Here is a 12,504-nt window from a genome sequence, read left to right on the forward strand (position 1 = left end):
GGACGCGGCTCCGCCTCCGTCGGCGGCGCCCGCCCCGCGGGGTCGGCCCAGGTCGGCGGCGCCGGACGCGCCTCAGTCGGATCGGCCTCGGTGGGAGGCGCGGGACGCGCTTCGGTGGGGTCCGCATCCGTGGGCGGCGCCGGACGGGCCTCCGTCGGCTCCGCCTCAGTCGGATCGGCCTCGGTCGGATCGGCCTCGGTCGGCACCGCCCGGCCCATCAACCTCGACGACGCCGACGAGCGCACCGGCCGCCCCGGCGGACGCCGCCGCGCCGGGAACGGGCCCCTGAACAAGGACGACCTCGAAGGCACCAAGAAGAAGCGCAAACGCCTGGGCCGCAAGATGCTCGCGGCCCTCATCGCGATGGGCATCATCTTCGTGGCGAGCGTCACCGTCATCGCCACCTACTTCTTCCAGAACACGCCCGAACTGGAGAACGTCTTCCGCAAGGGCGAGTCCTCGGCGTTCTTCTACGCCGACGGCACCACCCAGGCCGGCGCCTACGGCGACACCCTCCGCCTCCAGATCGACCCCGGCCAGGCGCCCGAGACCGTCACCGACTCGCTCGTCGCCCTTGAGGACCGCAAGTTCTGGGACCACGGCGGCGTCGACTACATCCGCACCATGGGCGCGCTCGTCAACAACCTCACCGGCGGCGACACCCAGGGCGCCTCGACGATCACCCAGCAGTACGCCGGCATGGTCCTCGACGCGCGCGACGAGATCTCCTACGACCGCAAGGCCCGCGAGGCCGCCCTGGCCATCAAGATGGAGTCCACGTACGACAAGGACCAGATCATCACGGCCTACCTCAACATGGCCTACTTCGGCCGGGGCGCGTACGGGATCAAGGCCGCCGCGAAGAACTACTTCAACGTCGAGCTCGACGACCTGACCTACGGCCAGGCTGCCTACATCGTCATGCAGGTCAAGTCGCCCAACGGCTACTACGACCCGTACTACGAGGGCGAGTACGACGAGGGCGCCGCGAAGGACCGCTGGGACTTCACGATGGACGCCCTGGTCGAGACCGGTCAGCTCCCGCAGGCCGACCGCGACGCGTTCACCTACGAGGACGTCATCGCCAGCACCGTCACCGACTTCAACGCCTCCGGCTCCTGGGGCGGCAGCACCGACGTCGGCTTCATCATCAACGAGCAGGACGGCTACGTCTTCCAGGAGCTCTACGACCGCTACGGCATCACCAAGGCGATGCTCAAGGGCGAAGAGGGCAGCGGCAAGGACGGCGGCTACACGATCACCCTCACCATCGACCCGGAGATCCAGGCCTCGCTCAAGAGCACCGGCTCCCGCGGCGACATCGCGGTGAAGACGAACGAGGAAGACCAGCCGGTCGACGCGGACGGGAACGTCGTCACGGACGTCAACCAGGCCGAGCGCGACCTCACCGACGAGGGCTACGCCCAGTTCGTGAACAGCAACAAGGACGCCGCCCTGTACGACTACGACAAGTACATGATGACGGCGATGGTCGCGATCGACCCGGCGACCGGCGCCATCGTCGGCTACTACGGCGGCGACGACGGCTTCGGCGTCGACAAGGCCGGAGCGGAGTCCCCGCACCCGCCGTCCTCGACGTTCAAGATGGTCACCGCCGCCACCGCCCTCGAAGAGGGCGACTCGATCAACTCCTGGTTCAACGGCTCCTCGCCGCGCGAGTTCGAGTCCCTGAAGCTCGAAGACGACTGCATCGGCGGCGGCACCTATCCCGAATGCACCCTGCGCAACGGCTCTCAGGAGTCGAAGCTCGAAATGACGCTGACCGACGCGATCCGCAAGTCGAAGAACACGCCGATGTACTCGATCGCCGAGGAGTACGGCGCCAGCACGATCCTCGACTACGCCGACAAGATGGGCCTGTCGGTCATGAACCAGGCCCGGACGCTCCAGGACGACACCGGCACGGACTGGAACGTCAGCATCAACTACGTGATGAACGACGACGGCACCTACACCCAGCACGGGACCGCGGTCGACGCCACCACGGGCGAGTCGATCGTCGACGCCTCCGGCAACTGGGACGTCTACGCCGGCATCCAGGTCGACGAGGACTGCAACCCGATCGTCAACACCGAGGGACTGTTCCTCTACGCCGAGGACCCGGTCCCCTGCGAGATCGGCGGCAAGGGCAACACCGACCCGTTCTACAACCACATCTCGTTCGGCCAGTACCCGACCAGCGTGCGCGACATGGCGTCGATCTACGCGACCATCGCCAACGACGGCCTCTACAACGAATCGCACTTCGTCGCCGAGGTCAAGTACAAGGGCGAGGTCATCGAGCCGACGACCACGCTCGAATCCGACCAGGTCATCCAGACGACGACCGCCCAGAACCTCCAGTGGATCGGTTCGGAGATCTCCGGCGAGTCCTCCACCGGCGAAGAGCTCGACCGCGAGTACTTCGGCAAGACCGGGACCTGGGAGGCCGGCGGCAAGGACGAGGACGGCAACGAGTACCCGTCCGGGTACAACGCCCACGCCTGGTACGTCGGCGCGATCCCGCAGCTGTCCATCGCGGCGTGGGTCGGCAACGTGACCTCCGAGTCGGACCCGATCGCCGACATCGACGGCAACAAGAACAACGTGTTCGGCTCCAACACCGCCTACCCCGTGTGGTTCACCGCCATGGACCGGATCCTCGACTCGAAGGACTGGGACAAGGAGACGTGGGAAGGCAAGGACGACGACGCCGGCAACGTCACCTGGTGGGACATCGAGAAGGCCGGCGGCCCGCTCGACGGCGGCGCGTTCTGCGCCGCGCTCCCCGACAACGAGCTCTGCGCCGGCCAGGTCGACGAAGAGGCCCAGGAGGCGTGCGAAGAGGGCGGCGGCATCTGGGACGGCGAGGCCTGCCAACCCGGCGAGGACGACGGCGGCGAGACCGATCCGACCGACGAACCGACCGACGAGGAGTCGACGGACGAGGAGTGTCCGATCTGGGAGCCAAACTGCAACGAGTCCGAGTCGCCGTCGCCCGACCCAAGCGAGGAGTCCTCGGAGAGTCCCGGAACCGACGGCTTAGGCGGCTGAGCCGGGGATCCGTCCTCGGCCCGTAACAGCACTGCGGCGGCATGGGCCACAATAGGGCCCATGCCGCCGTCTTCCGTTGATGAGCCGATCTCGCCGCCCCCCTCGGCGCGCACGAGACCCGCCGGGGACCTCCCGGCCGCACCCACCCTCACCGACCGCGTCGCCAGGTTCGCCTCGGCGTTCATCGGCGGGCCGTTCGGCGACCACGCGGTCGACCCGCCCCGCCGCAGGTTCTGGATCCCGATCCGCGTCATCCTCCTCACCGGCCTGATCGCGTTCGCGGTCAACTGGTTGCAGAAGTACCCGTGCTCGGCGGGCGGCTGGGTGGACTGGCAGCAGTACACCAACGCCTGCTACACCGACATCCGCGCCCTGTGGGGCGCCGAGAAGCTCAACGAGGGCGCCGTCCCCTACCGTGACCACCCGGTCGAATACCCGGTACTGACCGGATGGTTCATGGGCGTCCTCGGGCAGCTCGCCTACCGGCTCGGCGGCGTCGCCGGGACCGACGGCGGCCCGATCTTCTGGCACCTCAACGCGATCGTGCTGTTCATCTGCGGCGCCGCCGCCATCGCCGTCCTGCACAAGATCCGCGAGGACAACCGCCGCACCGACCTGCCCGGCCCGAACCCCGACCCCGCGCTCGTCCACTCCCGGCCCTCACGGCCCTGGGACGCGATGATGCTCGCGGCCGCGCCGGTCATCCTCGTGACCGCCACCGTCAACTGGGACCTGTTCGCCGTCGCCCTGTCGATGCCGTTCTTCCTGTACTGGCAGCGCAGCCGCCCGGTCATGGCCGGGCTGTTCCTCGGCCTCGCCGTCGCCGCGAAGTTCTACGCGCTCCTGTTCATCGGCCCGCTCCTCATCCTCGCGCTCCGCCAGAAGCGGCTCCTGCCCGCGCTCCAGGCGACCGCGACCGCCGCGATCGTGTGGGCCGTCATCAACGGGCCGGTCGCCTACCTGTGGCCCGACTCGTGGATGCGGTTCTTCGAACTCAACTCCGAACGGCCCGTCGACTGGGGCACCGGCTGGTACGTGCTCCGCGGCGTCACCGGCTGGGAGTCGCTGTGGGACTCCGAGTTCGTCAACGACCTGTACCTGGTGTGCTTCGCCCTGTCCTGCCTGGGGATCGCGGCCCTCGGGTACTTCGCGCAGCGCCGGAGGGCCGGAGAGGCGTTCGGGCTCAAGGGGTCCTCGTCGGCCGACGTCGTGCCGCGGCTCGCGCAGCTGTGCTTCCTCGTGATCGCCACGTTCCTGCTGTTCGGGAAGGTCTGGTCGCAGCAGTACGTGCTGTGGCTGCTGCCGCTCGCCGTCCTCGCCCGCCCCAAGTGGGGGTTCTTCCTGGTGTGGCAGGCCGCCGAGCTGTTCTACTTCTTCTCGTTCTACGGCAAGATGCTGCAAGTGTCGGCGGAAGACGGCCGGGGCATCCCCGAGGCCGTGTTCCTCGCCGCCGCCGCGTCGCGGTGGCTCGCCGTGGCGATCATGTGCGCGCTCGTGGTGCAGGAGATCCTCATCCCGCGTCTTGACGCGGTGCGATCCCTTCCCGTGCGGCCCAGGCAAGCAGCTCGGCCTCCGCTGCCTCGCGAGGCAGCGGACCGCGCTCCAGCCGAAGCTCCTTGAGGAACGCCCAGGCCCGGCCCACCTCGGGGCCGGGCCCCAGCTCCAGGAGCTCCATGATCGCGTTGCCGTCGAGGTCGGGGCGGACCGCCTTCAGGTCCTCCTCGGCCCGCAGGCGCGCGATCCGCTCCTCGAACGCGTCGTAGTCGCGGCGCAGCCGCTCGGCCTTGCGCTTGTTGCGGGTCGTGCAGTCCGAGCGGACCAGGATGTTCAGGCGCTCCAACTGGCCGTCGGCGTCGGTGACGTACCGGCGCACCGCCGAATCGGTCCAGCCGCCCTCCGCGCCGTCGGCGTAGCCGTAGAAGCGCAGGTGCAGAGCGATGAGCAGCGACACGGCCTGCACGTCGGCCTTGGGGAAGCGGAGCTCGCGCATGCGGCGGCGGGCCAGGCGCGCCCCGGCCACGTCGTGGTGGTGGAAGGTGACGCCCCCGCCCGGGACGACCTCCTTCGTCTCCGGTTTCCCGATGTCGTGCAGCAGGGCCGCGATCCGCAGCAGCAGGTCCGGGCCGTCGGTCTCCAGGCCGATCGCGTTGCGCAGCACCTGGAGCGAGTGCTCGTAGACGTCCTTGTGCTGGGCGTGCTCGTCGATCTCCATGCGCAGCGCCGGAAGCTCGGGCAGGAACTGCTCGGCCAGGCCCGTGTCGACGAGGATGCGCAGGCCCACCACCGGATCGGGCGCCAGCAGCAGCTTCACGAACTCGTCCCTGATGCGCTCGGCGGTGATCCGGGACAGCTCGGGGGCCATGTCCCGCATCGCGTCCAGCGTCGGCGGGTCGATGTCGAAGCCGAGCTGCGCGGCGAAGCGCGCGGCCCGGAGCATCCGCAGCGGGTCGTCGGCGAACGACGACTCCGGGGACGCGGGCGTGCGGATCGTGCGGCGCGCGAGGTCACCGATCCCGCCGAACGGGTCGGCGAACACGTGCCCGGGCAGCGACACGGCCATCGCGTTCACGGTGAAGTCGCGGCGCTCCAGGTCGTCTTCGAGCCGGTCGCCGTAGCGGACCACCGGGTTGCGGCTGACGCGGTCGTAGGCGTCCGCGCGGAACGTGGTCACCTCGACCTGCTCGCCCCGGAACATCCCCCCGATGGTCCCGAAGTCGGCGCCCGTGGTCCATACCGTGGAGCAGTGGGCGCGCAGGATCGCCTCGGTCGCCTCCGGGCGGGCGTCGGTGGTGAAGTCGAGGTCGCTCACGGGCCGCCGCAGCACCGCGTCGCGGACCGGGCCGCCGACCAGGTGCAGCTCGTGGCCCTCCCGCTCGAACACCCGACCCAGCTCATCGGCTATCGGCGGGACCGTGATTTCCTTACCGCTACTGTTGTCAGACATCGCCGGGCAAGCTTAGCGGAGAGTGCGAGAATGGCCGAACCTAGCGCGAGACCGGGGACGGGCCCCGAATACTCGCCGTCTGGCCCCGCCCTGGGCCCACACCCCCACGCGAACCCCCAGTCCTTGCGCCCGCCCGGCCCGCTCACCGGCAACGGGTACGCCCCCGCGGGACCCGCCCCCGCACCGCCCGCGTCCCCCAAACCGCAGGGCAAGAACGTGGTCCGCTCCAGCCTCCTCATGGGCGCCGGGTCCCTCGTCTCGCGCATCACCGGGTTCGGGCGCACCGTCGTCATCTCCGCGGCGATCGGCGCCGGACTCCTCGGCAACTCGTACACGACCGCGCAGTACTTCCCGCAGATGATCTACGAGCTCGTCCTCGGCGGCGTGTTCGCGAGCATCATCATGCCCCTGTTCGTCAAGGCCCACAAGAACGACCCCGACGGCGGCGACGCCTTCGCGCAGCGCCTCCTCACCCTCGCGGCCCTCGTCCTCGGCGCCGCCGCGCTCCTCGTCACCCTCTGCGCGCCGCTCATCGCCCGCGCCATGGCCGAGCCCTCCCAGTACGGGCTCGTCACCGAGTTCTCCTACCTCATGCTCCCGGCCCTGCTCCTGTACGGGCTGTTCGCGATCCTCTCCGGGGTCCTCAACTCCCGCGAGCACTTCGGCGCCCCCATGTGGGTCCCGATCATCAACAACCTCGTGGTCATCACCGTCGGCGCGGTCTTCTTCCTCGTCTACACCCGCGACGCGGTCCCGAACGCCGCCGGCGAGCTGTTCGCCTCGCCCGACCAGGTCACGAACGGGATGATCGTCCTCCTCGGCGGCGGCACCACCGCAGGCGTCCTCATCCAGGTCCTGTGCCTCGCCCCGGCCCTGCGCAAGGCCGGGTTCCGGTGGCGGCTGCGGTTCGACTTCAAGGCCCTGCCGCTGCGCCAGATCCGGCGCATGGCCGCGTGGACGCTCCTGTTCGTCGTCGCCAACCAGGTCGCCGTGATGGCCGTCATCAAGGTCGCGAACACCGCCTCCGGGAACGCCGACGCCGACCAGTTCGTGCCCGGCACCACCGTCTACAACAACGCGTACCTCATGATGATGATGGCGCACGGCATCGTCGCGGTCTCGGTCATCACCGCGCTCATGCCGCGCATGACCCGCGCCGCCGACGACCGCCGCTGGGCCGAGCTCACCGACCACCTCTCCTCGGGCATCCGCCTCGCCTCGTTCCTGCTGGTGCCGATCGCCGCGGCGTTCATCGCCCTGCACGAGCCGATCGCGCTCGCGATCTTCCAGTGGGGCGCCTACGACCACACGATGGCGGTCGCGACCGGGCAGGCGCTGCTCATGGTCGGGGTCGTGCTCATGCCGTTCTCGGTGTCGCAGTTGCAGATCTACGCGTTCTACGCGCAGACCGACACCAAGACCGTGGGCCTGTTCAACCTGCCGGTCATCGCGATCCGCATCGGCGGGTACCTCCTCGCGTTCGCGTTCCTGCCCCTGGAATGGGTCGTGGTCGGCCTCCTGGCCGCCAACGGCGTCTCCTACCTGGTGAGCCTGCTCCTGTCGATGAGCCTGCTGCGCAAGCGGGTCGGGCTCCTGGGCATGCGCAAGACCGCCTCAGGCCTCGTCCGCACCGGTGCCGCGGCCCTCGTCGCGGGCGCCGCCGCCTACGGCGGCTGGCTCGCGTGGCCGGATGTGTCCGATTCCAAACTCGGGCAGCTCGGCGCGGCGTTCGTCCTCGGGATCGCCCTGCTGGGCGTGTATCTCGCCGCCTGCCTGGTATTCCGCGTCACTGAAATGGCGTCGCTCCAGGCAACGGTGCGCGCAAGGCTGCGACGATGAGGCAAGTACGATCCATACGTGCACTATGGCCTCGGGTCGATGCACAGCCCTGAACCACTCTGCACCCGCACGCCTGAAAGACCCGACCGGCCGGCACGGCCCCTCCGCGGGGTCGGTCTGAGAGGGGAGGACCCCGCACCATGAGTTCCGCCGAAGTGCCGTCCGTGGGCGACCTGCTCGCCGAGCGCTACCGCCTCGAAGAGCACCTCGGAGGCGCGAACGGCCACCGCCAGCTGTGGCGGGGCGTCGACGTCCTCCTCCACCGCTCCGTCGCGGTGGTCCTGCGCTCCCCCGGCGGCGAGGACGCGGCCCCGACGATGACCGCCGCGGTGGCGGCCTCCCGCACCCACGTCGACTCGATGGTCGACGTGTACGACGCCGTCGACGAGGACCGCTTCGCCTACGTGGTGCGCGAATGGGTCAACGGCTCCTCCCTGCGCGGGGTCCTGGAACAGCAGACGCTCGAAAGCGCCCACGCGCTCGAACTCGTCGCGTCGGTCGCCGACGCGGTCGCCGCCCTCCACGACGGGGGCGTCACCCACGCCGACCTCCAGCCCGGCTCGATCCTCCTGTCCGAGGACGACCGCGTCATGGTCACCGAGCCCCGCAACGAACCCGGGAACACGCAGGTCGAAGACGTGCGCGCCCTCGGCGCGACCCTGTACGCGTGCCTCACCGGCGCGTGGCCGCGGGTCGTGCCCGCCGAGAACACCGGCCTGCCCGACGCCGCCACCGACGAGTGGGGCCGCGTCCTCGACGCCGCCAAGGTCGTCCCCGGCATCCCCGCGCGCCTCTCCCAGCTGACCGCGGACCTCCTCGACCACTCCCAGACGCCGCCGTCGGCCGCCGAACTCGCCGTCGAACTGCGCCGCCTCACCGAGACCGGCGGCGCCGACCCGGCGCCCGCCCAGGCCACCAGCGTCCTCGGGTCCATCAGCCTCGGCCGCCGGTTCTCCGGCGACGCCGCCTCCCCGCCGCTCGGCATGAAGCGCCTCGCCGTGGTCGCGGCCGTCGTCGCCGCGGTCATCTTCGCGGGCGTCGTCGGCTCCGCCCTCGTCTTCGGCGGCGGCGACGACCCGGCCGGCGCCGAAGAGCAGGTCACCGGCGAGGACACCGGAGGCGACGCGTCCGAAGATGGCGAGAGCGACGTCGCGGCCCCCACCGAGGCCGAGATCACCGCCGACGACATCCGCGTCGTCGACCCGCCGGACGGCGACCGCGACCAGGGCGAGGGCGTCGAGGCCGTCATCGACGGCAACGCCTCCACCGGCTGGTCCACGAACACGTACTACAACGACCCCGGCTTCGGGAACCTCAAGCCCGGCATGGGCATCCTCATCGACCTCGGCGAGGCCATGGAGGTCGCCTCCGTGCGGGTCCAGATGACCAGCGCGGGCGCCACCGTCGGCCTGCTCTCCGGCGACGAGGACCCCGGCGACTCCTCCGAGGGCGACCAGGCGATCGTCGACGGCTTCGCCGAGCTCGCCTCCCCGGTCGCCGACGCCGACACGAACATCGAGCTCCAGGCCGGCGGCCAGTCCGCCCGCTACATCGTCGTCTGGGTGACCGAGCTGCCGCAGTCCTCCGGCGGGTACAAGCTCACGATCTCCGACATCAACGTGTTCGTCAGGTAGACCGCACGTGCCCGGCCCCCTCCCGCCCAGCCAAGGACCCGCGTTCGCCGGTCCGATGGACGGGGTGGGCGACGCCGAGCTGCTGCGCCGCCACGTCGGCGGCGACAGGGACGCGTTCGGGGAGCTGTTCCGCCGCCACCGGGGCCGCCTGTGGGCGGTCGCCGTCCGCACCCTCGCCGACCCCGAGGACGCCGCCGAGGCCCTCCAGGACGCGATGATCAAGGCGTACCAGGCGGCCGGCACGTTCCGCGGCGGCTCGGCGGTCACCACCTGGCTGCACCGGATCGTCGTCAACGCCTGCCTCGACCGCATCCGCGCGGCCGGGCGGCGGCCCACCGTGCCGCTGCCCGAGGACGGGCGCGAACCGGTCGCCGTCCCCTCGCCCTCCTCCGAGGACCCGCAGCAGGCGGCCCTGCGGCTCACCGTGCACGCGGCGCTCGCGGAGCTGCCGTTCGACCAGCGGGCCGTCCTCGTCTACATCGACATGCTCGGCTACCCGGTCGAGGAGGTCGCCGCGATCCTCAAGGTCCGGCCCGGGACGGTGAAGTCGCGGGCCTCGCGGGCCCGCAAGCGCCTCGCCGCCCGACTGCCCGAGTTCGACCCCGCCCCCGGCGCCGGGAACCCGCCGGGGCAGCGCAACGTCGTACAGGGGGACGTCGTGCAGGGGACGGCCGAACCAGAAGCGCATCCCACCAGCCGAGAGGAGGGGAGCCGATGATCGGGCAGACGCCCGGGGAGACCGGGGCCGAGGCCGAGACGGCCCGCCTGCTGCGGCAGGCCTCCGACGGCTACGGGGACCTCCCCGACCACGTCGCGCACCGGCTCGACCGCGTCCTGGAGACCCTCCCGGCCGCCGACACCCTCCGCAGCAACGCGCAGGCCGCCCCCGCACCCGAGGGGTTCTTCGCGTCGCTCGCGGAGCGCCTGCGGCCCAAGCGGGTCCGGTACGCCATCGCCAGCGGCGCGGCCGCCGTCCTGGTCACCGTCGGCGCGGTCGCGATCGGCCTCCAGGCCCTGACCCAGTCGAGCGAGGACGCCGGCTCGGCCCAGGTCTACTCCGAGGACGCGCCCCGCTCGGGCGAGGACGACGCCGCCGAGACCGAGGCGGCCTCCCCCGAGTCGTCCAGCGGCGACTCCCTGAACGAGGAGTCCGAGGGCGGTATCACCGGCATCGCGTGGTTCGCCAGCGGCACCGACTACACCGCCTCGACCGACCTGCTCGCCTCGCTGCGCGGCCTCGGCGCCGCGACGAGCGACGGCGAGATCCCGATCGAGCTCGAAGCGCTCGCCGCGGGCGGCGAGTTCTGGCGCAACTGCGAGGACGCCATCGCCGAGGAGTACGGGAGCCTCCTCGTCGCGGTCGACTTCGCCCGCTACGAGTCCGCGCCCGCGATCATGGCGCTGCTCGTGACCGAGCAGGGCGAGATCGCCGTCGCGCTCACCCCCGCCTGCGCCGACGGGGTCATCGAAGCGCTCGCCGTCCAGCCCTGACCGGCGCTCCGCTCTCCGCTCTGCTCTTGGAGAAACCGCGGTGACGTTGCCCACGATCGAGAAACGCGCCTGTCACAAGGCCGCCACGGCGCCGCCCCGTGGAATTTCGGGTCAATAGGATGACGTTGAAACCGTCAGCACCAGGGGAGCCGTCCCTGGAGCGCCGAACGACCACAGGAGCGACACCGGTGAGCGAAATCCGCGACGTCATCATCATCGGCTCGGGCCCGGCCGGGTACACGGCCGCGCTGTACACCGCGCGCGCGAACATGCGCCCGCTGGTGTTCGAGGGCTTCCAGTTCGGCGGCGCCCTCATGCAGACCACCGAGGTCGAGAACTTCCCCGGCTTCCCCGAGGGCATCATGGGCCCCGAGCTCATGGACCAGTGGCGCAAGCAGGCCGAGCGGTTCGGCGCCGAGCTCGTCTCCGACGACGTCACCCGCGTCGACCTGACCGGCGAGGTCAAGAAGGTGTGGGTCGGCGACGACGAGTACGCCGCGAAGGCCGTCATCCTCGCGACCGGCTCCGCCTACCGCCCCCTGAACGTCCCCGGCGAGCAGGAGCTCATGGGCCGCGGCGTCTCCGCGTGCGCCACCTGCGACGGGTTCTTCTTCCGCGACCAGCACATCGCGGTGGTCGGCGGCGGCGACTCGGCGATGGAGGAGGCCACGTTCCTCACCAAGTTCGCCTCGAAGGTCACCATCGTGCACCGCCGTGAGGAGTTCCGCGCCTCCAAGATCATGGCCGAGCGCGCCCTGGCGAACCCGAAGATCGAGGTCGCCTGGAACTCGGCGGTCGAGAAGATCAACGGCGAGGGCGGCAAGGTCGCCAGCGTCGACCTGGTCGACACCGTCACCGGCGCGACCCGGAACCTGCCTGCCACGGGCCTGTTCATCGCGATCGGCCACGACCCGCGCTCGGAGCTGTTCAAGGGCCAGGTCGAACTCGACGAGTCCGGCTACGTCAAGGTCGCCGCCCCGTCGACGAAGACGAACCTCGACGGCGTGTTCGCCGCGGGCGACCTCGTCGACCACACCTACCAGCAGGCGGTCACGGCCGCCGGCACCGGCTGCGCCGCCGCGCTCGACGCCGAGCGCTACATCGCCGCACTCGAAGACGCCGCGGTCGCGGCGTAACCGACTTCCCCTTCTTCACACACACAGGAGGATGCCCATGGGCGCCATCAAAGCCGTCAACGACGAGCAGTTCCAGGCCGAGGTGCTGGAAGCCGACAAGCCCGTGCTCGTCGACTTCTGGGCCGAGTGGTGCGGGCCCTGCAAGAAGGTCGCGCCGGTCCTCGAAGAGCTCGCGACCGAGATCGACTCGATCGAGATCCGCAAGCTCGACACCGACGCGAACCCCGAGGTCACCCGCAAGTACGGCGTGATGAGCGTGCCGACCATGATCCTGTTCAAGGACGGCCAGCCGGCGCAGCAGCTCATCGGCGCCCAGCCCAAGGCGGCCATCCGCAAGTTCCTGGGCCAGTAGGGAACGCGACGAATACTCACAAGAAGCGGGGGACGGAGCCATCGGCTCCGTCCC

General features: G+C 70.6%; 9 protein-coding genes. 8 read left to right on the plus strand and 1 reads right to left on the minus strand.

Annotated elements, in window-relative coordinates:
- The coding region (locus DI269_RS16920; protein ID WP_232822789.1) for a transglycosylase domain-containing protein at positions 1-3,054 on the plus strand (3,054 nt) is incomplete at its 5' end.
- A gap of 60 nt (positions 3,055-3,114) precedes the next feature.
- Positions 3,115-4,674 (plus strand): glycosyltransferase family 87 protein, encoded by a 1,560-nt coding sequence (locus DI269_RS16925; protein ID WP_112137935.1) that lies wholly within the window; start codon positions 3,115-3,117, stop codon positions 4,672-4,674.
- Here the strand turns inward: DI269_RS16925 and DI269_RS16930 are convergent.
- Entirely contained in the window at positions 4,565-5,998 is a 1,434-nt protein-coding gene (locus DI269_RS16930) for a CCA tRNA nucleotidyltransferase (RefSeq protein WP_112137937.1), read from the minus strand. The genes DI269_RS16925 and DI269_RS16930 overlap by 110 nt on opposite strands.
- Before the next feature lie 123 nt (positions 5,999-6,121).
- On the opposite strand from DI269_RS16930, the gene murJ reads away from it, so the two are divergent.
- The 6 genes from murJ (at position 6,122) to trxA (ending at position 12,450) form a co-directional block, all read left to right on the plus strand.
- Positions 6,122-7,837, plus strand: a complete 1,716-nt coding sequence (murJ, locus tag DI269_RS16935) for a murein biosynthesis integral membrane protein MurJ (RefSeq protein WP_157975050.1) — start codon at positions 6,122-6,124, stop codon at positions 7,835-7,837.
- Positions 7,838-7,977: 140 nt separating this feature from the next.
- Positions 7,978-9,471: a protein kinase family protein gene (locus tag DI269_RS16940; RefSeq protein WP_112137941.1), complete on the plus strand. Its 1,494-nt coding sequence runs from the start codon at positions 7,978-7,980 to the stop codon at positions 9,469-9,471.
- A gap of 55 nt (positions 9,472-9,526) precedes the next feature.
- Positions 9,527-10,189: an RNA polymerase sigma factor SigM gene (sigM, locus tag DI269_RS16945; protein WP_112137943.1), complete on the plus strand. Its 663-nt coding sequence runs from the start codon at positions 9,527-9,529 to the stop codon at positions 10,187-10,189.
- Positions 10,186-10,962: a hypothetical protein gene (locus tag DI269_RS16950; RefSeq protein WP_112137946.1), complete on the plus strand. Its 777-nt coding sequence runs from the start codon at positions 10,186-10,188 to the stop codon at positions 10,960-10,962. The genes sigM and DI269_RS16950 overlap by 4 nt, the downstream gene beginning before the upstream one ends.
- A 188-nt stretch (positions 10,963-11,150) precedes the next feature.
- Entirely contained in the window at positions 11,151-12,098 is a 948-nt protein-coding gene (gene trxB, locus DI269_RS16955) for a thioredoxin-disulfide reductase (protein WP_198667499.1), read from the plus strand.
- Positions 12,099-12,135: 37 nt separating this feature from the next.
- The gene (gene trxA / locus DI269_RS16960; protein ID WP_112137951.1) at positions 12,136-12,450 is read left to right on the plus strand and encodes a thioredoxin; all 315 of its coding nucleotides are present in this window, start codon (positions 12,136-12,138) and stop codon (positions 12,448-12,450) included.
- Positions 12,451-12,504: the final 54 nt, after the last annotated feature.

This window comes from Glycomyces dulcitolivorans, from assembly GCF_003265355.1.
GTDB lineage: Bacteria > Actinomycetota > Actinomycetes > Mycobacteriales > Micromonosporaceae > Glycomyces > Glycomyces dulcitolivorans.

Coding starts and splice junctions, on each gene's coding strand:
- DI269_RS16925 (WP_112137935.1), top strand. CDS start 3,115: ATGCCGCCGTCTTCCGTTGATGAGCCGATCTCGCCGCCCCCCTCGGCG.
- DI269_RS16930 (WP_112137937.1), bottom strand. CDS start 5,998: ATGTCTGACAACAGTAGCGGTAAGGAAATCACGGTCCCGCCGATAGCC.
- DI269_RS16940 (WP_112137941.1), top strand. CDS start 7,978: ATGAGTTCCGCCGAAGTGCCGTCCGTGGGCGACCTGCTCGCCGAGCGC.
- sigM (WP_112137943.1), top strand. CDS start 9,527: ATGGACGGGGTGGGCGACGCCGAGCTGCTGCGCCGCCACGTCGGCGGC.
- DI269_RS16950 (WP_112137946.1), top strand. CDS start 10,186: ATGATCGGGCAGACGCCCGGGGAGACCGGGGCCGAGGCCGAGACGGCC.
- trxA (WP_112137951.1), top strand. CDS start 12,136: ATGGGCGCCATCAAAGCCGTCAACGACGAGCAGTTCCAGGCCGAGGTG.